Consider the following 25,098-nt stretch of genomic DNA (forward strand, 5'->3'; position numbering starts at 1 on the left):
AAGGTAAACACGAAGCCGCTTCAATGGGGCTGTCCCAAAAAGGGACAGTGAAACCACTCTCCGGAAGCGCTCGACGGATCCCCCGAACCGTGCTTCAATGGGGCTGTCCCAAAAAGGGACAGTGAAACCAGTAGAAGACTAAGCTGCTCGTATTTTGGGATGTGCTTCAATGGGGCTGTCCCAAAAAGGGACAGTGAAACCCATCGGCGGCAATGTTGCTCCGGGGTCATGGGGAGGCTTCAATGGGGCTGTCCCAAAAAGGGACAGTGAAACAGGACTCTCTCAGCCTCGGCCTTTGATGCAGCATAGCTTCAATGGGGCTGTCCCAAAAAGGGACAGTGAAACATCATTTTTCTCCTGGTTGGGCGATCGTTTTTCGCGATGCTTCAATGGGGCTGTCCCAAAAAGGGACAGTGAAACATCGGATCTATCCACTCGATGGCCGCCGCTTGCCTCGCTTCAATGGGGCTGTCCCAAAAAGGGACAGTGAAACTGAAGGCGTCTGTAGTGGTTTAAGTATAATGGGAAAAGAGCTTCAATGGGGCTGTCCCAAAAAGGGACAGTGAAACTGTTGTATACTTTGGAACTTTTCCCAATGGTGGCTCGCTTCAATGGGGCTGTCCCAAAAAGGGACAGTGAAACTCGTCCAATCGACCTGAAACTCAACTCCTACCTAGGGCTTCAATGGGGCTGTCCCAAAAAGGGACAGTGAAACGCTTGGGACTTTCCGGCCTTCGGACGCGGTCTGGGTAGCTTCAATGGGGCTGTCCCAAAAAGGGACAGTGAAACCTGGGGCAGCTTTTCGAGTCGAAGCTCGGAAAGTCAGGCTTCAATGGGGCTGTCCCAAAAAGGGACAGTGAAACTGCTACCCTCTGAAACCCTGATGGAATAGAGTTTTCAAGGTGCAGTTTGGCGGGGGACTGAAAAAACTTCATTTCAGCGATCGCCGTCCTGAGAGATTGTAGCACATCGATGGCCAAAAACCTTATCCCATAAAGAATACAGCAATTTGGCGGGGGATTTTTGGAGACCGATCGCCGTATTCCTTGCTCATTCAAGGTTTCAGAGGAATTACAGCTCATTGCCAATTCTCCCGCTTTCCCCCGCCAAAAAATTAGAGATCGGGCACGAACAACCCCAGTCCGAAATGCGCGCCGTAGCCGATCGCGATCGGTCCGCATTGTTCCTTCTCAAACTCTAACTCAATCCAATACCCTCGGTCTGAGGATTGATGACCTTTCCCCGAAGAGCGGCGGCGGCGGAAAGCGTGCCAGGGATAGGGACAATCGATATCGGAGTCGCTCAAAACACGAACGTCTGCCAGAGGGGCGATCGCCCATACCGATCGCAAATGGTCGATCAGGTGCTTCGCCTGCCACTGTACCCCATCGACCTGCCATCCGGTATCTGGATCGATTTTCTTCTTCGGATGACGCGGTAACACAAACGGCGTGAGCGATCGCCAAATGCGACTGCACCCGAGCAGGGAACGAGATTGTCTTATGGTTGTACTACGATAATCCTCCAGCGTTCCGAGTCCCGTCAACCGCGTTTGCACTTCAAACGCTTTACCTGCCCATACTTTGGACAACCCACACAAGACCCGAACTGCATCCTCGCCGAACCCTTCCGCCGCAAACACCCAAAGGCGATCGATCCGTCCGTCGCCGTCGCTGTCTTCTGGTAAATACCAAGCGTGACGTTGATTCTGGCGCTTCTCACCCGTTTTCCGCCGACCTGAGAACGTTTCCATCGCTTGCGAACCGTCATCGCTGCGACTCATTAACGTTTGTCGAAATCGTTCCCCGACGGCGAGGGCTTCGGTCAGAGGGGGCAACACATTTGAACTCAAATCAAATCGCGCCAGGGTCGGACGCGCGATCGCCTGTCGCTCAGTAACCGACCATCCCCTAACATTGTTCGAGTTGTTCGCGATCGTATAAGTCGCCCATCGCGCACCGGGAACCCCACTCCACCCTTGACGATGCAATTCGCCGATATCCACTTCTAAGGTATCGAGGAGATCCTGGGGAATCCGCCACTTGGCGCGTTTGGGTCGCTCGACGTTGCCTAAAGCCGTCTTAAATCCCTCAAACTCCGACTGAGAGAGGGGAACGAGAATGCGCGTCGTTTCGCCCGCCGCCACCTCATACGCCCCCAGGGGGCGGGCGTTGCACGCCGTCGCCGTGGTGTAGCACGGGGACACCTCACACCAGGACTCTGCACGACCGAGATAGGTCAACTGGTGACACAGACATTCGAGCAGTTGACGCTGCTTGTCGTCGAGTTCGACATCGTGCCACACCACTTGAATTTCCGGCGCTTTTTCAGGAATCGTCGTCGCGCGATCGAAGACGACGAACGTATCCAAGACCTTAGTCGTCGTCTCTTTCCCTTCTTTGCGAAGTGGCATATAGTGCCGAGTATGGGCCGTAGTATGAGGCGGCAACCGATACGACGGCAGGGAATCGGCGAGTTGGGTCACCAGTTGGCACAATCGATCGCGCGGCGGACGATCGCTCAGATAATAGTAAGCCGATACCAAAGCCCGCAAGATACGCCACGGCGACGGGGGATATTCGACAATGCCTTCGTTCACCTGATGATTCCACGGCGTGGCGTGAAAGCGCCCGGTGAGGAAGCGAATCGATAACGTCACACTCATCTATTTCTTCCCTTGCTTCGGTGTCTTCTAGGCTTCTTTGTATTGCACGACCCTCACGGGTTCGTCGTCAAATAATGGGCGAGCTGCTTTGACCAATTTAGGCAGAAGCGTGGTGAGTTCGTCTCGCTTCGGTAGGGTGAACTTCTCGGGACGAGTCACGCGAATGTCCGTACATTCGAGGTCGCAAGCCGTTCGCAACCGCAATCCGTCTTCGAGGAAACTGCGGATTTTATATAAGGCGATCGCAATCAATAAATCAGTGGCATCGTCGCCAAGACGATAGTTTCGCAGTTGCGCCAGGTCGAGGCTGAAGAACGCCGTAATTGCCTCCGCCGTGTACTCCGTGCGAGCGTAGGGAATGTTTCCCCCGCCTTTTTTGGCCTCTGCTTTAGGATCGACGCGATCGAGCTTGACGCCGCCAAACTGTACGGGACGAACGTTATAGGCTTCAATAAAACCGGATAATGCCCGAGCTAAGCGAAAGCGTCCGCCCGCTAACTCTTTCTTCGCTAGAAAGACACCGTGCAGCAGTGAATTAATATCGTACTTCGCTAAAGTTACGGCCAGCTTGTGCGGATCGATCGCCCCTTTTTTATCCAGCGCGTCGAGTTCTGATTTCAAGTCATTTAGAAAACTCTTGTCTTTACCTTCGAGTAAATAGAACGAGTTAATCCGATGAGCTTCCAGTAACGAATTCGTCAGCACCTCACCGTCTTGTTTCACCACCACATAAGAAATACCCCGTAGGGGTTCGATGACATCTTGCGCGGCTTCATCCCAAATGGTGTTTTCGAGACGATTGGCCACACTCTGAGCAGATTCCAACAACACCATCTCCGTCCGATTTGTATCGGGAAGTTGATAGGTAGCCGCACCGAGATCGGGAAATCCCGTGGGTTGAAAGCGCGTGCCTTGCAACGGCTTTAAGTCGGCTTCAATTAACAAACGATTGGTGTTTTCTAAGGCTTTAAAGTCCATCTTCCTTTTTTTCTTCCTTGTTTTCCACGATGCGATAACAAATGCGATCGAGCAACTGCCGCGATGTCTCCTCGGCAATGGGGAACGCCAAGGCTGCGGCGATTCGACGAGTGCGATCGCGCCGAAGCTCAAATGGTCTGACGGCTAATCGAAAACGACTGGCACGGAGTCGGCGAATGGCTAATTCTGTCGCAGTCTGACAATCGCCGACCTCTAAGCGACTCCACAATCCACTGACCCGAGGGAGGACAATCTTACTGTCTTTCGAGAGTGTACCTTCTTCGGTTGGAGCGGGTACGACTCGCCGGACGACGGGTTCGAGGAGAGCAAAGGCGGCGGGAACTGCGTTAATCTCTTCCCGAGAGTCTTTCCCCTGGGTTGACCGATGACGTTTGACCAGTGCCAGTCCTCGCGCGATCGCCTCCAGGCGCCTGTCATCCACAGTGCCATCGATCCAAGCTTGGATATCTCGGAGCCGAGCAGTGGCGGGATGCGACGATGAATGAGAGTGAGAATTCGTCGGGTCTGCGTCCTGAGCCGATTCCTGTTTTTGACCCTGCTGCGCTTCGATCTCCTCTCGTCGCAGCAGGATCAACAAATTGTCCGTCAAGGTTCCCCCTTGCCAAACGGTAATGGCATCGGAATCTTTCCAACTTGGTTTTGATTGGGAACCGCGCACCCGAACCAACCGTTGACGCAAACCGCGATCGGGTTCGGGATAATCGATTAATCGTGGCAATTGCGTCTCGGGGTCGTCTACGACTTTCCGATACAGCCCCCGTCCCGCCAGTGCCAACGCCAGATGAAATTCGACAGAATCATCATTACAGGCTTCGACCCACCGACTGCGCAACCACGGGATCGGCGGTAGATGCACCTCGCGCACCCAAGTGAGAGAGCGATCGAGTGTTTGCTCGACTTCGCCGAGGGCGACTAATACGGCGAGAGCATTGTTGCCTCTGGCTCCCGGTTGGGCTTCGGCTTGGGCGAATTCGACAATCCGGGTTTCGAGCAAGCGATGAACGCGCTTGATTGCGGCGGGGGCTTCTTTCGGTTCGGCAACGCGACGAAAGCGATCGAGCCACGGGAGAATAGGGGATAACAGGTTGGTCGTCGAGGAATCGCCAGATCGATCGCGAGGACGAAATTCTCCCAGGGGTACGGCAAAGTAGGACAATCCGTTACGCTCTTGGAAGCTGTAGCGCACGAAGGCATCGATCCCGCGAAATTTGCCGAGATCGGCAACAGCCAACGCAAAGTCTACCCCCGTTTTGTGCCGCTCTCCCACCTTGGCTCGACCTTCGCCGAAGAAAACATGCAGTTCGTCAAATCGGGTAGGTCGCGACCACAAGGGCATCCAAGTTTCAGCTCGAATATTTTCGTCTTCAGCCGCAGTACCGTACCCCATCGGGGTAGGTCGCACAGCAAAGGGATAGGTCAACGCACCGTGAGTAGACGACTCGAACTTGCGCGTGAGCCGTGCCTGAAACGTCAGCGTTCCTTCCACCATCAGCACGAAATCCCAAGGATTGACCCGAGATTTTCCTTCAAATCCCGGTGCGGCATTGGCACCTCCGGCGGCGATCGGATCGAACTGACCAATTTTGCCAGAGAATGACAAACCGGGTAGCGTTTCTCCGAATAATGCCGCTTTCAATAAGGTTTCAGCGTCGGCGGTCGGTTTTCCCGTCTTAAAGTCAATGAGATTCTGAAGCTGTTGCTGAAACGTGCGACTGAACTCGAAGTTGCCATCGTTCCCACCCGTTCCCAGCAGTGGTGGATATTGAATGTCATCGTTGGACACCAAAGCACAGGTATCGATCCAGCGCACGGCCAGGTCGGGCAAGCGATCGCGCAGTTGACGGATCAGTTTGTTTTTATCGTCGCCACTGGGCTGTTTCTTCAGGCCCATCTCGTTGACAATCTGTTGGGCGATCGCGATCGTCTCGCGATAAGCGGTTAACCGCTTAGTCTGCGACTGTCGCACGGCATCGAGGGTCTTTTTGTTATCTTTCGGATAAAAACCCGTGCTGCCGTTCCACGGTGAAAGTATGGGAGTGGGTTCGTACTCGCACAGGAAGAAGTTAACGAGCTCGTCAGCCGCGATCGCCCCGGTCAGGACAAACACATCACTCTCGATATTTCCATCCGGCGATGCTTCAAAAGAGGCCATCCAGCTTGACTCTTGGACGACAACCTGACGTTGCCAACTGCCCTTCATGCGAGCACGATGCTGTTCGTGAAGGAGGCGCAGGATGCCCAAAGCTTTCAGATAGCTGGCCACCGAGTCCGGGCGAGCGCCGGGTAATGCAAGATCCATCAATTATTCCTCCGCCAATGGTCCGGTGTATCGTGCCGATGCCCGCCAATCTGCCACGCGCACCACCGTTTCGAGATAGGCGAGTTTGAAGGCACCGTATTCGTCCAACAGGTCGAGCGATCGCGCCACCCACGATGGTTCGCCGTCGGAATTCTCCCCAAGTGCCACGCAATCGAGGGATAATTGGCACGACGGGATAGTGAGACCGTCGCCGAGGTCGATTTCGGGTAAGGTGTCCCCATCCCAAACCCCTCGCGCATAGGCTTTTCCATGCGGTGCAGCCTTCTCGTTCGGGTACGGCTGCACGACCATACGGACTTTGCCGTGGTGACAGGCGACGAGATAAGCCAGTAGAAACGGTTCGCCCTGTTGCAGTGCCAGCAGCGCACTCGCCCATTCGTGACGCAAATAGCGAAATCCACGATCTTGGAACTTACGAGGCGGGCGATCGCTGGAATTTTTGAAATCGCGATCGGATTTCGCCCACAATGTCGCTCCCTTGCGCTCTTCCCGGTTCCAGGTGAGCATCTTTTGAAATTCCTCGTGCGCTTTCCCCGCATCGTGATATCGGGCGGCGCGTGCGATCGACTCTACCGGGAGATCGCTGAGTTTGAGCGCCTCACACAATTTCTGAGCCTCATTAAATGTATCCCGAGCGTGTTGTTCGAGGGTGATGTAGGTTCCGACTTGAGAAAGTGGATCGTCGCGATCGCTATTGAAGTCTCCGTCTTCGGGTAGGTCGAGGGGTGCAAAGTCTTTCTCTTTGCCACCTGTAAAGCCCAATTCCGACGAATAGCCGCCGTCGGTCGTCCGAACCAACAGAGTGATGCCAGGAAACAGCTCGTTGTGGGCGACCTTGCGCCATTGCTTGTTCGGCGCATCGAAGGTCCAAGCCTCTCGTTGTTTCAGAAACTGTTGAGCTTGAGCCATGCTGACCCGACAGAGTTCGTCTCGATACAATTTGCCGACGTAATTTTCATCTCCCCAGTCCGCAGAGGGATTGCCTTTTCCCCAATCGCGCCAGGCAATCTCTACATTGTTATCTTGGGCTTCCCGCACGAATGGCGAGATATCGATATCGTGACCCGCGAGGTCGCTGGCGGTATCGAATAATTGCATGAGGTCGTGACGACGCAAAACCATTCCCTCAAGCGCCTGGGGCGATCGCTTGTCGTCGGGTAAGTTTTCCAGAAACGTTTGCAGCGACTCAATCCCGGCGTTGCCCTGTTGTTCTTGAAGTTGCCCGACGAGGTAGCGGGCCTGTTCGATCGCCTCCGCACGATATGGACTGGTCGCCTTATCGTCAACTTTCTTGTCGAAGTCGATCCAATACACCGCCGCCTCAGTCGCTTCACCGTATCGATTGCAGCGTCCGAGGCGCTGTACGAAAGACGACCAGGGACACAGTTCGGTAAATAAGGTGGTCGCAGAGATATCGACCCCAGCTTCGACCACCTGGGTAGCAACGAGAATGCCGCGAAAGGGATGCTCGTCGTCGAGATAGCGTGCGCCGAGGGTCTGGCGATCGCCTGCTCGAAATCGCGAGTGAATCAGTCCGATTTCTGCGTCGATCTCACCTTTACGCTGAAGTTGCTGGAGTTCGCGATACACCGCCCGCGCGCGATCGACGCGATTGCAAACGATTAGTGTCAACGTGTCGGCGCGATGTACTTCGGCGATCGTACTGGTGAGTTTACGGGCATACTGGCGAACCTCTTTATCTCCCCCCTTACTCGGAACCACGATCGCCGTACGCTGGATTGATTTGCTCGCACTCAGGCGCTTTTGCAAGGTGGGATGTTCTCGGTCATCTTCTCCCAGGGTGAAGGGTCGATCGAGATTGCCGTAGGTCTGACGATAATCGACCGTTTTCAAGATGTCGCTATCGAGAGTCGCAGACATCCACAAGGTGCGAGCAGTGCCATAGGTGCTGAAATGTTCTCGCAACCACTGCAGTTGTGCGGTCGTCCGCAATCCCGCGCCCATCAACTGCGTTTCGTCGATGACCCAGAAACAATCATTATTCAGTTGTGCGAAATGCACTGGCCACCGATAGCGACTCATGGCATAACCCCGATTGAGCGCCCGAGAGAGCAGTTGGTCTTGGGTTCCGACTAAGATGGTATTGCGATCGAGGCGATCGTCCCAATCGTGACTGACGGAACCGCCCATCAGTTTGTGAACTTCAATGTCTTTAATGTCTTCGTCAAGGGCGTTGCGACCCTTGAGATGGTCGAGCCACTTGTGAATCGATCGCTCGGTCTGCTCGACCAAACTGCGCATCGGTAAGCAGTAGACCAATCGGCGTGGGGTGCGATCGCGATCGTGTTGCCGTCGCCACAGCCATCCGAGAACGACTGTTGCTGTTTTACCACTCCCAGTGGGTACATTGAGAACAAGCGGGAGCTTATCGGCGCAGGCTAGCCGTTCTTGGTACGGAAACGGTGGTTTTCCAGTCGCAATTTGGAAAAACTCAGAAAATTTCATTGTCTAAAGTTCAAAAGTTTCTTGAACGAGAAAACTCCTGCCCAAACGAGCAGGAGTTGATATTTCAGCTAAATCTCTTCAATTTCCATGCCCAGATCGGTAAGAATATTGCGCCATACAGCGTAAAACAAGACCGGATCGCTGCGATCGCTTACCCACTGCACCATTTCGTTAACACTCATGTCGTTTAAGGATGGGGCAGGTTGTTCAAGGCGAACACAAGCTTGTTCGATCTCGTCCGATAAAGGATCGCGACGGACCCTGAGGAACCCCCAGGGATATTGCCACGGGGAGGATTGATCTTTTCGTTGTATCATGATCCTTTGCAATATTTAATCTATTTCGCCTGCTCGATCCGCTTAGGAAACGGATTGGTGTGGGCGCTTTTTGTTTGCGCCTCCATGAGCTGGCTTACCTCTTAGGATATCATTATTATTCCGAAAAGGGCAGAGACGTAAAAAAACAAACAACCACGAAACGAGCTACCAATGGAGCCACCCCGATAAGGGGTGGAACGGAAAATGCTCACTATGTGAGTCAATTCCGAAAAGTGCAGAGCTTCAAAGAAGCCTTCAGGTTCAATGAAGGAAAGGAAAAATTGCTCTGCTCCATCTATCATAGTAGGTAACGATGCAAGCATTCTGCGTAAATCTTTGAAAATCGTCACAAAAATTTCCATAGACTTCTTCAGAATCGTTACACCTCCCTCCCCAACGTGGCTGCCATCGGGTTCCCCCAAAGCTCTCGACAGTCTATAGTGCCTAGTAGGGGTTTGGTAACCAAACCCCTACTAAATTTTTTTATATTTTCTTTATTAACAGTCTGTAAGCCTTGTACTAACTGACCAATGGAGGCATCCCGATAGGGGGTGGAGCAAGACAACAACTACGCAAGCAATAGGTTCCATCTAAAATCTAAAATCTAATCTGCTTCTCGTTCTAAAATTAAGGTGACCGGACCGTCATTATCGATCGCCACGTGCATCATCGCCCCAAATTCGCCCGTTTCTACCTTCAAACCACTTTGGCGTAATTTCCCGACAAACTGTTCGTAAAGCTGTTGCGCGCGATCGCCGGATGCGGAGCGATCGAATGACGGTCGGCGTCCCTTCCGACAGTCTCCATATAAAGTAAATTGACTGACGACTAATAACTCCCCTCGAATGTCGAGAACTGACTTATCCCAACGGGCGCGATCGCTCGTTTCATCGGGAAATAGTCGTAATTCCAAACATTTTCGCGCCATCCAATCCAGTTCGGCTTCCGTATCCGTTTCGGCAATTCCCACCAATAAATTTAAGCCTTTCCCGATTTGTCCGATCGCGCGATCGCCGACCATCACTTGAGACGATTTAACTCGTTGAATAATTACTCGCATCACTAAAAAAACTCTCTTCGATACAACCCCACTCATTCAAACGGCAAAGACACTTAGAAGCTATCTTCTTTGTATCTTTGCCGTCAATTCTCAATCGATTCTACGGGTTAAAGTCCCGCACTCGATCTTCGTAAATTTTGCCCGCTCAATTTTTAACGGCCAAATCCTTTACCGCTATTGCTTGAAGGCAAACAGAGACATTTGTTTAATTGTTCCCGTAACTTGTCGTGGTCTAAATTTTGACCGATGAGAACTAATTGATTTTTCGGTTCGGTATTCCAATCATCATCATCAATGGAAAAGCGTTTACCACTCAAATGGAAAATATGACGGCGATCGCTTTCATCAAACCATAAAATCCCCTTTGCACGGAAAATAGTAGAGGGTAATTGATTGTCTAAGAAATACTGAAATTTACGAATCGCAAACGGTTTGTCACTTTGGAAAGAAAGTGATGTAAACCCGTCCATCGCCAAGTGATCGGAATGGTGGTGATGGTCGTGATGGTCGTGGTCGTGATGGTCGTGGTCGTGGTCGTGGACGCAGTGACCGTGGTCGTGGTCGCAATCAGAATGGTCGTGATGGTCGTGATGGTCGTGATGGTCGTGATGGTCGTGGTCGTGATGGTGATGATGGTCGTGACTTTCTGCCGATTTTTCCGGCGTAAAATATTTGTCCGACTCGAACAATCCGACACTGAGAATTAACGGAAGCGGAACCTGCGATCGCGTCGTTCTTAAAATTCGTGCATCCGCCTTAACATCGCGGATTTTTGATTCTAATAAATCGACATCCGCTTCATCGACGAGATCCACCTTATTTAATAAGATGATATCGCCATAAGCAATTTGGCTATAAGCCGCTTGCGAGTTAAATAAATCCAAACTGTAGTTTTCCGAATCGACCAACGTAACGATCGAATCGAGGCGGGTTAAATCGCGCAATTCCGTTCCCAAAAAGGTTAGAGCTACGGGTAACGGATCGGCTAAACCCGTGGTTTCGACCACTAAATAATCGACGCGATCGCTCCGTTCTAAAATCTTATAAACTGCATCGAGTAAGTCATTATTAATCGTGCAGCAAATACAGCCGTTGCTGAGTTCCACCATATCGTCTCCCGTCGAGACGATCAGCTCGTTATCGATACCAATTTCGCCAAATTCGTTGACCAGAACGGCAGTTTTTAACCCTTCTTGATTGGCGAGGATGTGATTGAGTAGAGTAGTTTTGCCACTCCCCAGAAACCCGGTAATAATCGTTACGGGTAAACCGTGTTTGGGAGCCTCCATTGTTGGAGATTCGGCGTGAGACGTATCCGTAGTCTGCATAAGGCGATCTCGTTTGTTGACAAAGCTGGGGATATTCTCTTTAGTTTATCGGACAGACGGCATTGACGTGTTCTGACTTATGGGGATTTGGCGATTTTATGAGGTAAAGTGCCGATCCCTCTATCCCCCCTTCGCCTCCCCTTCGCCCCCCTTTCCAAGGGGGGTTGGGGGATAGAGGGGGGAACGAGGAAAGTCCCCCTTGTTAAGGGGGATTTAGGGGGATCTAAATGTCTTGCATAGCAGAGGAAAATGCCGATTAACCCAGGTGCGACCCGACGACAAAGCCGCGACATTGGGGCTCAGTTTGCGGGGAATCGGTCAATTTCCACGCTTTTACTTGAGTGAATCCGGCGGATTTGACGAGCTGTGCTAAGGCGTAAAGGGTCGGACGCCAAAGGGGTTGTGAGGGGTTGTTGGTGGTAGAATTTGGGTTGAATTCGAGCAACATTTGACTCCCGGGATAACCGCAACCGAGACCGCCACGATCGCGGCTGTAATCGTCGAGAATAGCGGCTTCGAGGTAGAGTTCGCCACGGCAAAGGGTAGCGAGTCGATCGCATAATAGTAAGGGATAGCGGACGCGATCGCAGGTTCCAAATAAGAAGATGACATCGAAGTAACCGAGTTGATTCGGATCGAGGGCGTCTAAGGATAAATCGCGGTAACTGCAAACGGAGGGGTCAAAGGCTCGTATCCGTCGGTAATTATCGAAGCATTGGCGGTCAAAAGGCGCTGTAACCCCTTCAATTTGCAAGTTTGCCGCGATCGCCTCTCTCGCACCCCGTCGGAGGGCTTCAAAGCTCCAGTAGCCCTGAGTCGTTCCCAGTTCGAGAACCCGCTTCCCGGTTAAATCCGCCGGAACGCCGTAGCTGGCGGGGGGGTGAGGTGGTGGCGCGGGGGTGGGATCGGTATATTGGCTATATTGGCCGATCGCTGGCGGACGTTCGCGCAGCGACGGCTTTGCCGTATCGTCCGTATAGTCTCCCGCGCGATCGGGTAAGATGACTTCTAAAAGGCGATCGACGACCCGCCGCCAGGTGAAGCGATCGCCGACGAACGCCGGACCGCTCGATCGCGCCTGCAGGCGGAATTCTGGCGAAGCGATCGCCCGTTCCATCAGGGCGATTAAACTGTCCCAATTCGGCGATCGCGCGTAACGAAGATCCCCGAATTTGGTAATTGTTTCTAATTGACTCTCGATATACCAAGTAAACTCGGGACGGGTGAAATCGTCCGTCGGTCCGCCTCGGGTACAGATGACGGGCAATCCGCAGGCGATCGCCTCTAACACCGTGAGGTTGAATCCTTCCGCTAAATAGGGCGCGACGTAAACATCCGCCGCCCGATACAAGCGCACGATCGCCGACGCCGATAAAGTCGTGCCGATGTATATGAGGCGATCGCGGACGATCTCCGCCTGTCGTCGGTCGAGGGTTTTCTCACAAACCCTGCGGATCGACTCGTCAGAACTGTAGATCGCGTCACTCCCTTTGAGGACTAAACGCGCTTGGGGGTGGGTTTCGGCAATCTGCGCGAAAGCAAATAAGAGCGGCGCGATGCCTTTCTCTGCGGTCATTGCACCGATATTTAAAAAGATAAATTGACCGTCCCATCCGAGTTGGCGGCGCAAACTTTCCCGTTCGTCTTCCGAGACGGGGTGATAGAGGTTGGGATCGACCCCGTGAGGGACGACGGTCACGCGATCGCCCGGTGCCCCACTGCGTAGAAATCCTTCGCGAGACCAATTCGAGGGGGTAATGATGAGAGTATTGGTGCGATCGAGGATCTCCGATAAGGGCGCGCGATCGTGCAGTAATAATAATTGGGGATGGACGATTCCCCATTCGGTAGTCCCAAAGACGCAGGTTTTGCGACTATTGGGGGCCTCGCGGAGGTTGAGGGGGCTGAAGATGCGTAAGGTGGTGTCGGCGAACAGGTCCGGCGGGGGTGGGGGAATGGCGCGCAAACGATCGCCTGTGGCGCGGTCTACCATGTCGGCGATCGATCGCGCGTCCCGGGTCGGAAAGGGCGCGTCTCGGTGAAAGACTTGCAAATTGGGGCGATCGCTCATTTCTAGCAAGTGATAGTGATTGGCGATCGCGTAAGAATGAGGCAAAAAGCGCCAGCCTTCAACGATAATCGACTGAGACGGGCGAACGGATGTTATCCCAGATAGAGTTATTTCAGATTGAGTGATTTCAGATTGAGCAATCTCAGATTGAGCAATCTCAGATTGAGCAATCTCAGGGGGAACCGTCGTCGGATCGAGTGTCATTGCCGGATCGAATAGGGGGAGAAGGCGATCGATCGTCTGTTTCCAGGTAAAACGATCGCGAACCCAGCGTGGGCCGAAATCGTGCGATCGCGCCCGCAGGGCCGCATCGGCGATCGCCCGTTCCATGTGTGCCACCAAGCTATCAAATTGTGGCATCACCACAAACACCCGTTCCTTTTCTCGCCACGGATTTTTAAGCTGACTGGCGATTCTCAAGGCAAACTCATCCCGGATAAAGTCGTCCGTCGGTCCGCCATCGGTACAAATGACGGGTAACCCGCAGGCGATCGCCTCTAATACAGGTAAATTAAAGCCTTCCGCCAAATAAGGGGAAACGTAAGCATCCGCCGCTTGATACAGTTGCGCCATTTGCGCGCAAGAAAGACTCTCACCGATATAAATTAAACGGGGGGCGATTTTCTGCAATTCCCTCTCGCTGAGGACTTGGCGGGAAGCACGCACGATCGAATCGCGAGAGGGAAAAATCGCATCTCTGCCTTTTAACACCAAACGCGCCTCGGGATGGCGATCGCAAATTGCCGCAAATGCTTTCAACAGCATATCGATTCCCTGGCGTTCGTTCCACATCACCCCGACATTGAGAAACAGAAAACAATCCTCTTCCCAACCGAATTTACGGCGAATTTCCCGTTTTTTTGCCGGGGTGACGGGTTGATAAATCGTCGGATCGACCCCCAAAGGAACGACCTTGACGCGATCGCGATCGGCCCCACTGCGAACGAAGCCATCGCGCGACCAGCGAGAAGAGGTCACAATCACCGTATCGTTATCCCCGTGGGCCTTTTGAAAAGAATCCACCCCCATGGCGCGCAAAATGTATCGGGTGACGATTCCCCATTCCGTACAGCCAAACACCAGCGTCCGTCCCGAAGGCGCCGGAGTCAGGTCAAAGGGGCAGTACATCCGCAAAGTCGCGTCCGGTACCCACCCGGGGGGAGGTTCGGCGATCGCCCGGATCGTCGCTTCCGCCGCTTCGTCTAACAGACCGCTTGCAGGTTTCCAATCGCTACCCTTGACAAAAGGCCGATCGCGATGAAACAGTTCCACCTCGGGGCGACGCCGCAGTTGCAACAACTGAAAATGATTGATAATCGCATAAGAATGGGGAATAAACCGCCAACCTTCCACTAGAATCCGCATCTTGGCTGGGTTTTTATCGTTCGAGTTTTCAGCAAATCGTGTCATGATGAACGGTGAAGAAGATCCCCCGAGTCAGTCGGAATTTCAGATCGCGAAGGCGGGCCCGATCCCCGCCCTACGGACTTCCACACCCGATCGCAAGCATTATCTAAAAAAAACGCTCTACTGTTATGACCCTCAAGCTTTACAACAGCCTCACCCGCCGTCAGGAACCCTTTGAACCCGTAGAATCGGGCAAGGTGCGGATGTACTGCTGTGGCGTGACCGTTTACGACTACTGCCACTTGGGTCATGCTCGTTCGTACATCGCCTGGGATACGGTGCGCCGTTATTTGATTTGGCGTGGGTTTGACGTGCGTTACGTCCAGAACTTTACCGACATCGACGATAAAATCCTCAATCGGGCGCGCGAACAAGGGACTTCGATGGAAGAAGTGGCCGATCGCTACACCCAAGCTTACTTTGAAGACATGGATCGGCTCAACATCCTGCGCGCCGACGATTATCCCCGCGCCACCCATACCCTCAACGGAATCGAACGGCTGATTTCCGAACTCGAACAAAAAGGATACGCCTATCCCGCAGGCGGGGACGTGTACTATGCGGTGCGGAAGTTTCCCGAATACGGACAACTCTCGGGACGCAAGTTAGAAGAGATGCAAGCGGGTGCAAGCGGTCGCGTCGCCGAGGACGACCCGGATAAGAATAAGAAAAAAGACCCCTTCGATTTTGCCTTGTGGAAGGCGGCGAAACCGGGGGAACCCGCCTGGGATTCGCCTTGGGGTAAGGGCCGTCCCGGATGGCATATTGAATGTTCGGCGATGGTTCGCGAGAAGTTGGGCGAAACGATCGACATTCACATGGGGGGCGCGGATTTGGTGTTTCCCCACCACGAGAATGAAATTGCCCAATCTCAGGCGGCGACGGGTCACCCGTTAGCGAAATATTGGATGCACAACGGTTTCGTGACGGTCAATGGCGAGAAAATGTCGAAGTCGTTGGGTAATTTCACGACGATTCGCGAGTTGTTGGACCGTCCGACGGATCCGATGGCGGTGCGCTTGTTCGTGTTGCAGGCGCAATATCGCAAGCCGATCGATTTTACCGAAGAGGCGATCGCCACGGCTGAAAAAGGCTGGGCGACGTTGAAAGAAGGGCTGTCGTTCGGGTTTCAATTTGGGGCGCGCCTCGGTTGGGAAACCTCGGAACTACCTCCGGCGAGTCAGTTGGATGCAGGGGCGATCGCCAGATTCGAGCAAGCGATGGACGAGGATTTCAACTCTCCCGGCGCGATCGCGGTCTTGTTTGAATTGGCCAAAGAATTGCGCCGTCAGGGCAATTTATTGGTTCACGAAGGGGAAATTCAAGGCGATTCGCAACGAGTGCAAAAACAGTGGCAAACTTTAGTCAGTTTAGCTGGCGTTCTCGGACTCAAAGTCGATGCCGATGCCGAGTTAAGCCCCACCCCCAGCGACGGGTTGAGTGACGAGGCGATCGCCGCCCTTCTCGAACGGCGCCAAGCGGCGCGCCAGGCGAAAGACTTCGCCGAAGCCGATCGCATCCGCGACGAGCTCCAAGCTCAAGGAATCGTCACCATCGACCGTCCGGGGGGGGTCACTCAATGGCATCGCAGTTAATTCCGGTCCGTGGCGATCGCCGCTAATTCTGCGCCCCCACTCTTGGTGATTTTTCCATGTCTGTCCCGCGCTTGAGGATTTCCCTGACCAATCCCGTGCTGATTGCGATCGTCGGCTTAATTCTGGTCTTGATGTGGCAGGTTCGCAGTTTGCTGGTCACGCTGATGATCTCGGTCGTTCTCGCCGCCTCGATCTCCCCAGTGGTCAATTGGGCGGAAAAATACCGAATTCCGCGCTGGTTGGCCACCCTTGCTACCTATTTAATCTTAATCGCCGGATTGACCGGGGCCGGATTGGCGATCGGTCCGGCGGTCGCCTCCCAAATCGAACGCCTCGTGCGCCAACTTCCGGTTTATCTCGAAACCCTGCGCGAAATCGCCGAAGACCTCGCCGCCAATTTCAACGACACTCCCCCGGAGTTCGTGCGTCAGTTCTTCGATACCCAATCCCTCACCACTTGGGCGATTCGATCGAGTCAGCAATTGCTGTTGCGGTCTTACGGTTTGACGCGCGGCTTCGTCGGCGGCGTGGTTTCGCTGATTTTATCTTTATTTATCTCCGGCTACATGGTCGCCGACAGTCGCACCCTGATTAACAGCGTCGTGCAGCTATTTCCCAGTCCCTGGGACCGCAATTTAGAAGCGCAAATCGAACCGATTAGCTACCGCATGGGCGGCTACATTCGCGGACGCCTGCTCGTTTCGGCAATTTTGGGCGTGGCGATTACCGCCGGGTTGACTTTGTTGGGTTTGGGGGATTTTGCCCTGGGGTTGGGGGCGATCGCCGGAGTCACCAATTTAATTCCCTTCCTCGGTCCGGTCTTGGGCGCCATTCCGGCCCTGATCGTGGCGATTTCTCAAGGCAGTTGGACGTTTTTATGGGTGTTAATTCTATTTGTCATCATCCAAAATGTAGAGACTTACATTTTAGATCCGCTTTTGGTCGGCAGTTCCGTGGGCGTTCACCCGCTTTATCAATTGCTCTCGGTCCTCGGCGGGGTGCAAGTGTTGGGAATCATCGGGGCGATCGTCGTCCCGCCTTGGTTTGCCGGAGTTTCGGCCCTGGTCGAAAATCTCTATCTCAAACCGAAGTTAATGGCTCAAAATAACGGGGAAAATACGGAGACGGACGAGGTGGGGGCGATCGCTTCCGACGAGTCCAGATAATCTCAAATCCAGCCCCGGGGGAGATTCTGGCGGTTCTCACCTTCGCCATCGAATGCATAATATCGAAAGGCGATCGAACCGCTTTCTCAAAGAGGGAATGTTATGCTAACCCGTAAAGTCTTCGACCCGCGAGACCGATTCAATTTGTCAATCTAATCAGAACGGCGATGGGACATTGGCCGAAGTTCGGTAAACTCACCCCGACCAAGATTGTCGCGATTTATGCCTTGGTCGGTTCTTTATGGATTCTCTTTTCCGACCGTGTAATTGCCTTAATCTTGCAAAATCCCGAGTTCGATCGCCTCACCCAGTTTCAAACGGTGAAAGGCTGGGTTTACGTGATCGTCACGGCCCTGTTGCTCGATCGCCTGATTCGCCGTTATGCCACGATCCTCAACCGTTCTCGCGAGCAACTCAAGCGCAGCGAAGAACGCCTCGAAGCGATTGTCGAAACGACGACGAGCGGGATTGTCGTTCTCGACACCGAAGGACGCATCACCCTCTCCAACCAGGCGGCAGCCCATTTGCTCGGTTATCCTCGCAGCGCCACCCTCGGCGGTGTGGACGAGCGATCGCCCCAATCGATGCAGAGGTCTACTTATCCCACTCTCGCGGAAATCGTCCCGTTCGATCGCGTTCGCGAGACGGGTCAACCCTCTTGTGCGATCGAATATGAGATCCACTATCCCGATCGCCCCCCGGCGATTCTCTCTATCGATACCGCGCCTTTATACGACGGGGAGGGACGCTTTGAAGGGGCGGTGGTGGCGATCGCCGATATTAGCGAACGCAAGCACGCGGAGGCGATCGCGCGCGCCCGCGATTTGGCGGAAGCTCGCAACCGCGCCAAGAGCGAATTTCTCGCCCAAATGAGCCACGAAATCCGCACCCCCCTCAATGGCGTTCTCGGCTTGTCTCAAATCTTGCAGCGCGAAATTTTCGGGCCGCTCAATCCCAAACAACGGGAATATATCAATCGCATTAAAGACAGTGGCGACCATCTCTTAGAACTGATTAACGACATCCTCGACTTATCCAAAATTGAAGCGGGCAAAGCACAATTGCAATACAGCGCGATCGAAGTGGCTCAATTGTGCAAATACTGTTTGAAAATCGTTCAGGAACGGGCTTACGAGCGCGGGCTGCAATTGACCACCGACATCGATCCCCAGGTTCGCACCCTCGTCGGCGACGAGCGCCGCCTCAAGCAAATTTTGCTCAATTTACTCTCGAATGCGGTCAAGTTTACCCCCGAAGGTCAAGTCTCGTTACGGGTGGAAAAAACCCCTCCGGGCCTTCGCATCACTGTCGCCGATACGGGAATTGGCATCGCTCCCGAGGATTTACCCTTGGTGTTCGAGCCGTTCCACCAAATCCAAAATGACTTAAATGCAAAAACCCAGGGAACGGGTCTCGGATTGGCTCTCAGTCGCGATTTAGCCCGCTTGCACGGCGGCGATCTCGATGCGGAGTCCACCCCCGGTCAAGGCAGTCGCTTTCACCTCTACTTACCGGATCTGCCGTCGGGTTATTTGCCGCCGGAACCCAGTGAGGAAGCCGATCGCGTCGATTTGACGACGGACTTGTCCCGGCGGACGGGTCGGGTGGCGATCGTCGAACCGGACCGCTCTACAGAAATACTGTTACGGGATTATTTGCAAGCGTTGGGCTGCGAAATCGAGATCGTTACCGATAGCGATCGCCTGTTCGAGGAGAGTGCCGAGATCGTGCCGGATTTGATTTTGCTAGACGTGAGCTGGTCGAATTTCTCCCGACGCCAGCAGTGGTTGTCTCAGTTGCGCGATCGCGCCGCTTGGCAAGGGATTCCGGCGATCGCGATCGCGGCGATGGCGATGGCGGGCGATCGCGATCGGGTCTTGGAAGCGGGAGCCACGGACTATCTCACCAAACCGATCCAACTCGAACAACTCGATCGCCTCTTGTTGCAATATTTACCCGGCGCGGGTCGTTGAAGCTCTCTCTCGATCTCCGGCGATCGGTTATCTTGAAAATAAGGAGTTTTTCGCGATCGCGCGGTCTGTTCCCGATCTCCTCCTCACTCTATGTCTGAAAAATTTATCGCCATTACCCTCGGCGCGATCGCCTGTGTCTCCGGCGCGATCGCTCTGGCAATGGCTCAAGCCATCCCCGAATCCCTCGGACTTCGGCCAAGCTCCGAGCGGAACTCGGCGTCTGCAAAACACGTCATCCTGTTTATCGGCGATGGGATGGGCTTCGAGCAAGTCAAAGCCGCTTCCCTTTACGATCGCGGCACCCCTCGCTCTCTACCGTTTCAACAGTTTCCCCATCACGGCCAAGTGACGACCCATTCCGCCAACAATTCGGTGACCGATTCGGCGGCAGCCGCCACGGCGATCGCCACCGGATTCAAAGTTAACAACAACGTCATCAGCATGGCCATTCCCGGCGATGGCGCCCCGTTAACGACGGTGTTGGAATATTTCCAAGCCCGGGGCAAAAGTACCGGAATCGTGACGACTACGGAGATGTCTCACGCCACCCCCGCCGCTTTTGCCGCTCACGAACCGAGCCGCTCGAACGCCGTCGAGATTGTCGCCGATTACTTCGAGCAAAGCCGTCCCCACGTGTTATTCGGCGGCGGCAGTTCGGGGGGACTGTCTCCCACCCTGGCCCGCGAAGCAGGCTATCGCGTCGTCGGCGATCGCGCCGAATTACAGCAGTTAGACACGGAAACCGTCGAACGGGTATCCGGTCAGTTCGGCAACGGCCATTTACCCTACGAATTCGACGGCTTGGGCGATTTACCCCACTTGCAAGAAATGACCGCCACGGCGATCGCCATCCTCGACAACGACCCCGACGGTTTCTTCTTAATCGTCGAAGGCGGACGCATCGACCACGCCGGACACGCTAACGACCTCCAACGCAATGTGATGGAGACCTTGGCGTTCGCCGACGCCGTTCGTCAGGCCGTCACTTGGGCCGAGGAGCATCCAGAAACCTTAATTCTGGTCAGTGCGGACCACGAAACTGGAGGCTTGACCGTCGTTGGCGATCGCGGCGCCGGGGAATTTCCCGAAGTCACCTGGTCCACGACCGACCACACCGGGACGAACGTCCCGATTTACGGGTGGGGAGTCGGCAGCGAGTCCATAGCAGGCACCCTTGACAATACGGATTTCTTCTCGCTGATGACTGGGGTCGAACCCGTCCGGGTGTCCCAGGAGCCGAGGGTCACTCTCGCCGCGATCGTGCCTTTCTATCGCCCCGGGATCTTCGAGACCCCCGGGCGTCAGCTTCGATCGAAGGCAAGGGCGAACCTTTCCATAGCACGATAAGGGGTGCGATCGCCTCGCTCTCCCCTAAAATGCTGCTGCCGACCCGTCGAGTCGCCTTGCTGGCGCTCCGTGCCTATTTCCGTGCCGAACTGACGACTTGTTGCTTTTTGGCGCGATCGAGAAATTCCAAAATAGCCATCGGCGTCGCTCGCGCTGAAATCATGCGTTGCACTTCGGGAACCAAGCGTTTCGGCAAATAACGCCGTCTGCTTTTCCCTTCGTGGTAATATCCGTAACGATATTGCCGCACCGAGCCGTCAAAGTTTCGCTCTTCTTCAATCCACCCGGTTCCGCCTTTACTGGAACTGGTGAAGATAAAACAATTGACCGCGCCCGCTTCCTGAAGCAACTCTGCCTGCTCTTCGGAGAGCGAGACAATCTCTGCTTGAATTTGGTATTTTCGCGCAGGGGTTGCATCCTTGAGCTGATGCACTAATCGCTGCTGTTCTTGGAAGATGGCGTTGAGCCGAGCCTCTGGCGATTGTTCTTTTGGCATAGCAATTCCCAGCAGTAGTGCGATAGAGATCAGCTTGATAAAGGTTGTTTGAACTACGCGATTGTCTAGTGACAGTTCGAGTCGTCTACTCGTTGCGAGACTATACTCCCGTCCGAGCAGGCAATGAACAGCTTGCAACATGTTGATTCACCGCATTGTGTCCAAGCATACCACCGACTGACCTCGGTACAAGTCCGATCTGCTATCTGTCCATTGTACAATTTTGTTTCGACAAGCTGCGGAAGAGGCTCGACGAGAGCAGGCGATGGTAGAAAGGTGTTCAAGAATAAACTAAAGAACATGACCCAATGCACCCTAATTCTATTTTGCAGCATTTTGGGAAAGTATCCGGATAAATATCTCCCGATACTCCCCAGCTTGATTTTCCAATCTGTCTGCTGTTACTGGTAGAGGGAAGAGACCCCCCAAGAAGTCTAACTTAACTGGGCGGTTTCCCGTTATCAGAGGATTCAGACGATGAACTCATTAATGGGCCACAGGTCCCGCCTACCTGTTTATTTTTATCAAACCCCGGAATGGGCGACGGCAGAGCTGTTACAACGCTTGCCTTTAGAACGAGGGGATCTGATTTTAGACCCGGCGTGTGGCGAACAATCTATTGCTAAGGTTGTTAAAGATTTTTCCAACCAAATTTACATTTTTACCAACGATATCAATGGCGATCGCCCGGCGGATTTTCACTTCGATATGACCCGACGGGAATCTTGGCAGGCGATCGAGTTATGCACCGGGGGATTTGATTGGGTGATCGGTCATCCTCCCTTCTGGGCTGATTCCTCTGACGGCAAAAAAATCGGTAAGCCAATCGTACATCGTTTTTTAGAAATCGGCTACCAATTTGCTAAAAAAGGAGTGGTTTTTTTACTGAAAAAATCATTTACCGAACCTGTAAGCTATCGGCGATCTTGGCTCCAGGCTTATCGTCAGGAACAGTTCCTCGAACTGCGCTTGGAACCGATTAGTTTTAATTGCACCTGCCGACCCGATGGCGTCGCTTGCGATTGGTATGGTTGGAAACACGGCCATACAGGTGGTTTGGTGCCGGAATACATCTGGATGCTCGGTTAAATGCCGATTCTGGGGAACTTATTACCGCCCCGCTCCGTCTACCACCGATCGCCCGCATCCGAGGTTTACCGGGCGAACTGTCGTCAACTTACCGATTTGCGATCGTGCTACCTTTCCTTTATATAAGATTTGTCTATAACTTCCGTCTCATTCTGCGCCTGTGGCAAGCCCTCGAAAGCGGTTGGCTTGCCCTCCAAGTGAAAAGATAGCTCCCGGAACCCCCGAGAGTGTACCTCCCCCGAAATCGCCCGCCATCGGACGGTTTCTCGATTGTCGTGGCGCCCGCCAGGCAAAAAAGTAAGGCCGTCGAGATCGCTCAAACGCCATTTGAGGGTTATCTTTAAAGGGAATATTTTCTGAATGCTTGTTGCTTGCGGCCATGACAGAATCCAAACTCCCGACTTCCATCTCGATGTTGGCCAAGGATACCTTAATTAAATTACCGACCCACAAGTTCTACCGACAAACTTTTATGTTTGACGAAATGTTATCGATCGCCCTGTGGTCGGTGACTCGTATTTCTTACGACGTTAAATGTTTGGTCGATGGAACCCGAGGTCGCGCCATTGCGCCGAATGGGGGATGGGAAATGGGAACCGTGCGTCTGTTAGCCCTGTTGAACCTCAAAGTTAGGGCCGAAGAAACTCACTTACAGCTCGATTGCCTCACTCGCGATACCCCCCGGGCGATTTTGCCCAATACGGCGGTCATTCAATGCGATAATAACCAAGTCTGCCGCGAACCCCGACAAGTCGGCGAACTGGTCAAGGAACTCAAGGAAGAGTTGCAAAATGCTTGTGCGGAAATGACCGATTTTTTGGTGCCGACTCGCTTGGGATTCCCGACGATCGAATTTTTGGAGCCCGGACAACAGTGGCGTTATGCCGAGTTACGAGTCGATTTAGAAATGAGTTTTGTTTCCGATTACGGCCAAAGCGATAACGGACAACCGAATGAAGACCGCCGCCTGGCCCAACCCCTTTCTCCCCTGGGAGAGCGACCCTCATCGGGATTTTAAGTGGGGGATGTTAACCGGGTTGGGCGATCGCCTGCCAATTGTATATAAAATTTTAACAAATCCTCGAATCGAGCTGTGCGATCGCTTTGGTGTAGAGACGTGCGATCGCGGTCGTTCCCCTTGCCGCTTAAATTGCCAACTCAAACATTGAGCGATTCTTGTCGTTGTAACGGCATATCGAGATGACGGGGAGCTTCCCGTTGAATTTGACCGTTGTTGACTGCATCGCAAAGCCGTTGAAGGGCGTCCAAATCCTCAGCGCGATAGCCCTTCATCGCGAGAACTTGGCGAATCAACCCCTCGGATTCTACACTCAAACAGCGATTTTGAAATGCAGATTTGACCAGAGCCTCGATCATAATAACGCAAATCTCCCTGAGTTATAGAGCGCCTTATTAATACTATGAGCCATCTTTATCCGCAAGAGGTCGATCGAGATCCGAGCAATTGGCGATCGTAATCACATTTCTAGGTGTTCGAGATCGCTGACAGCCTTTTTACGACTGCCGCGATCGCTAACGGTAGCGCTTCCAACGCGCCGCAGGGCGTTCCACCAAGTAGAAAGTCACGATCGCCACGACCGTAGAAAGCAAGAAGGTAGCGATCAGTTTTCTAGTAAAAGATTCCAGAGGAAGATCGGAAGCAAAAATCGGCGTTATTTGAGCTAAAATCGGCCAATGCCACACGTAAATTCCGTAAGATAAATGACCGAATACCTCGATGATTCGTAATGGATTATTCAGGCAAGTTTGCACGCTTAGTTGAGAAGACTTTGGCGGACGATCGCCTGCTTCCATAGGAGGATCGAACTCGACGATCGCGATAAAAATAGCAGTAGCGATCGCCGTCATCGTCGGAAACAGAAAAAAGGCGATCGCCGTTTGAATTCCCCCCGGATGACCGGGTAAATTTCGCAATTCTCCATAGTAAATGTGAAAACTCGTCCACAAATACAATAGAGCGATCGGGGCAATCGCGATCGGAGATTGCCACGACTTCCAAAAATTATATTTAAGCGTCCACGACTCCCAACCCAGGCGCACGCGATCGCAGCGCAGAAGTGGATTGACTAAAAATCCCAACAGAAAAATATCTAAATTCGCAATTAAAGGCGTATACCAATAAGCAATCAGATTCATTTTTAAAGGCGTTATCCAAATCACCCAGCGATAAATCGAGACGAAAACCACAACGGCGATCGCCGCGATCGTAATCTCGTGCAGTCGCCGTAATCGCGGCTGGACTAACGCAAAAACAAACGGGACGACTAGATAAAATTGAACCTCCGTGGAAAGGGTCCACAACGGCGCATTAAACAATAACGGTAAAGAGTGATTGTAAGTAAACGTTAAAAGGCGCAATAAATAGCCCCAATTTTCGATCGCCAAACTTTGGGAATAAACAAAAATCGCCAAAAACAAGATAGCAAAATAATACAGTGGCGCAATTCTTAACAGTCGATTGCGATAAAACTCCAGAATTGAACGATAATTCAGCAAATAGCGACCCGTATAAAAAGCTTTGCCCATCAAATAACCGGACAAGACAAAGAAGATCCGAACCGCAATTCCACCCCCTGCAAAAAATAGCCAACTGAGATCGTAACCCAACACCCAGAAAAACTCTCGCGGCGGCTGACAGTGAGCCACCAGTACCATCAAACAGCCGATCGCCCGCAGGGATAAAAGTGCATCTAAACCATGAGAACCCGTATGTTGAGAAGCACCCGCCGAATCTTTCAAAGCCATTCGCTACAATTGAAGGACAAAGGCTTAATATAT

Annotated in this window: 17 protein-coding genes and 1 CRISPR repeat array (1 of these 18 only partly in view); of the genes, 7 read left to right on the forward strand and 10 right to left on the reverse strand. The window is 53.1% G+C overall.

Going from position 1 to position 25,098, the window contains the following annotated elements; genetic code table 11:
• Positions 1-863: a CRISPR direct-repeat array (repeat unit 37 nt; unit sequence GCTTCAATGGGGCTGTCCCAAAAAGGGACAGTGAAAC) (it extends 2,165 nt beyond the left edge of the window).
• A gap of 251 nt (positions 864-1,114) precedes the next feature.
• The 7 genes from csb2 to HCG48_RS16375 all read right to left on the reverse strand — a co-directional run bounded on the left by csb2 (position 1,115) and on the right by HCG48_RS16375 (position 14,636).
• Positions 1,115-2,665 carry a type I-G CRISPR-associated protein Csb2 gene (gene csb2, locus HCG48_RS16345; protein ID WP_168570107.1) on the reverse strand — a complete coding sequence of 517 codons (1,551 nt, stop codon included), beginning with the start codon at positions 2,663-2,665 and terminating at the stop codon, positions 1,115-1,117.
• 27 nt (positions 2,666-2,692) lie between these two features.
• Positions 2,693-3,643: a type I-G CRISPR-associated RAMP protein Csb1/Cas7g gene (cas7g, locus tag HCG48_RS16350; protein ID WP_168570108.1), complete on the reverse strand. Its 951-nt coding sequence runs from the start codon at positions 3,641-3,643 to the stop codon at positions 2,693-2,695.
• Complete coding sequence (gene cas8g1, locus HCG48_RS16355) at positions 3,633-5,963, reverse strand: type I-G CRISPR-associated protein Cas8g1/Csx17 (protein ID WP_168570109.1); 2,331 nt, start codon at positions 5,961-5,963, stop codon at positions 3,633-3,635. The genes cas7g and cas8g1 overlap by 11 nt, the downstream gene beginning before the upstream one ends.
• Before the next feature lie 3 nt (positions 5,964-5,966).
• Positions 5,967-8,450 carry a type I-G CRISPR-associated helicase/endonuclease Cas3g gene (cas3g, locus tag HCG48_RS16360; RefSeq protein ID WP_168570110.1) on the reverse strand — a complete coding sequence of 828 codons (2,484 nt, stop codon included), beginning with the start codon at positions 8,448-8,450 and terminating at the stop codon, positions 5,967-5,969.
• Between the two features lie 921 nt (positions 8,451-9,371).
• Positions 9,372-9,827, reverse strand: a complete 456-nt coding sequence (gene dtd / locus HCG48_RS16365) for a D-aminoacyl-tRNA deacylase (protein WP_168570111.1) — start codon at positions 9,825-9,827, stop codon at positions 9,372-9,374.
• Between the two features lie 152 nt (positions 9,828-9,979).
• Positions 9,980-11,155 (reverse strand): CobW family GTP-binding protein, encoded by a 1,176-nt coding sequence (locus tag HCG48_RS16370; RefSeq protein WP_168570112.1) that lies wholly within the window; start codon positions 11,153-11,155, stop codon positions 9,980-9,982.
• Between the two features lie 256 nt (positions 11,156-11,411).
• Positions 11,412-14,636, reverse strand: a complete 3,225-nt coding sequence (locus HCG48_RS16375) for a glycosyltransferase family 4 protein (protein WP_168570113.1) — start codon at positions 14,634-14,636, stop codon at positions 11,412-11,414.
• Positions 14,637-14,761: 125 nt separating this feature from the next.
• Here HCG48_RS16375 and cysS point away from each other — a divergent pair, with 125 nt between their 5' ends.
• The 4 genes from cysS (at position 14,762) to HCG48_RS16395 (ending at position 20,714) form a co-directional block, all read left to right on the forward strand.
• Complete coding sequence (gene cysS / locus HCG48_RS16380) at positions 14,762-16,228, forward strand: cysteine--tRNA ligase (protein WP_168570114.1); 1,467 nt, start codon at positions 14,762-14,764, stop codon at positions 16,226-16,228.
• Between the two features lie 56 nt (positions 16,229-16,284).
• The gene (locus tag HCG48_RS16385; protein WP_168570115.1) at positions 16,285-17,394 is read left to right on the forward strand and encodes an AI-2E family transporter; all 1,110 of its coding nucleotides are present in this window, start codon (positions 16,285-16,287) and stop codon (positions 17,392-17,394) included.
• Between the two features lie 167 nt (positions 17,395-17,561).
• A complete protein-coding gene (locus HCG48_RS16390; protein ID WP_168570116.1) occupies positions 17,562-19,367 on the forward strand; it encodes a hybrid sensor histidine kinase/response regulator in 1,806 nt (601 codons plus the stop codon).
• A 90-nt stretch (positions 19,368-19,457) separates the two neighbouring features.
• Positions 19,458-20,714, forward strand: coding sequence for an alkaline phosphatase (locus HCG48_RS16395; protein WP_246259594.1), 1,257 nt, complete (start codon positions 19,458-19,460; stop codon positions 20,712-20,714).
• A gap of 73 nt (positions 20,715-20,787) precedes the next feature.
• Here HCG48_RS16395 and HCG48_RS16400 read toward each other — a convergent pair whose 3' ends face one another.
• Positions 20,788-21,351 carry a hypothetical protein gene (locus HCG48_RS16400; RefSeq protein WP_168570117.1) on the reverse strand — a complete coding sequence of 188 codons (564 nt, stop codon included), beginning with the start codon at positions 21,349-21,351 and terminating at the stop codon, positions 20,788-20,790.
• A gap of 336 nt (positions 21,352-21,687) precedes the next feature.
• Here HCG48_RS16400 and HCG48_RS16405 point away from each other — a divergent pair, with 336 nt between their 5' ends.
• From HCG48_RS16405 to HCG48_RS16415, 3 genes are all read left to right on the forward strand, one after another.
• The gene (locus HCG48_RS16405) at positions 21,688-22,299 is read left to right on the forward strand and encodes a class I SAM-dependent methyltransferase (RefSeq protein WP_168570118.1); all 612 of its coding nucleotides are present in this window, start codon (positions 21,688-21,690) and stop codon (positions 22,297-22,299) included.
• Between the two features lie 379 nt (positions 22,300-22,678).
• On the forward strand, positions 22,679-23,317 hold the full coding sequence (locus tag HCG48_RS16410) for a hypothetical protein (protein ID WP_168570119.1): 639 nt from the start codon (positions 22,679-22,681) through the stop codon (positions 23,315-23,317).
• A 7-nt stretch (positions 23,318-23,324) separates the two neighbouring features.
• Positions 23,325-23,468 (forward strand): hypothetical protein, encoded by a 144-nt coding sequence (locus tag HCG48_RS16415; RefSeq protein WP_168570120.1) that lies wholly within the window; start codon positions 23,325-23,327, stop codon positions 23,466-23,468.
• On the opposite strand, the gene HCG48_RS16420 is transcribed toward HCG48_RS16415, so the two are convergent.
• Both HCG48_RS16420 and HCG48_RS16425 read right to left on the reverse strand, forming a co-directional pair.
• Positions 23,458-23,676, reverse strand: coding sequence for a hypothetical protein (locus tag HCG48_RS16420; protein WP_168570121.1), 219 nt, complete (start codon positions 23,674-23,676; stop codon positions 23,458-23,460). The genes HCG48_RS16415 and HCG48_RS16420 overlap by 11 nt on opposite strands.
• Before the next feature lie 156 nt (positions 23,677-23,832).
• Positions 23,833-25,065, reverse strand: a complete 1,233-nt coding sequence (locus tag HCG48_RS16425) for an acyltransferase family protein (protein ID WP_168570122.1) — start codon at positions 25,063-25,065, stop codon at positions 23,833-23,835.
• Positions 25,066-25,098: the final 33 nt, after the last annotated feature.

This window comes from Oxynema aestuarii AP17, from assembly GCF_012295525.1.
Classification (GTDB): domain Bacteria; phylum Cyanobacteriota; class Cyanobacteriia; order Cyanobacteriales; family Laspinemataceae; genus Oxynema; species Oxynema aestuarii.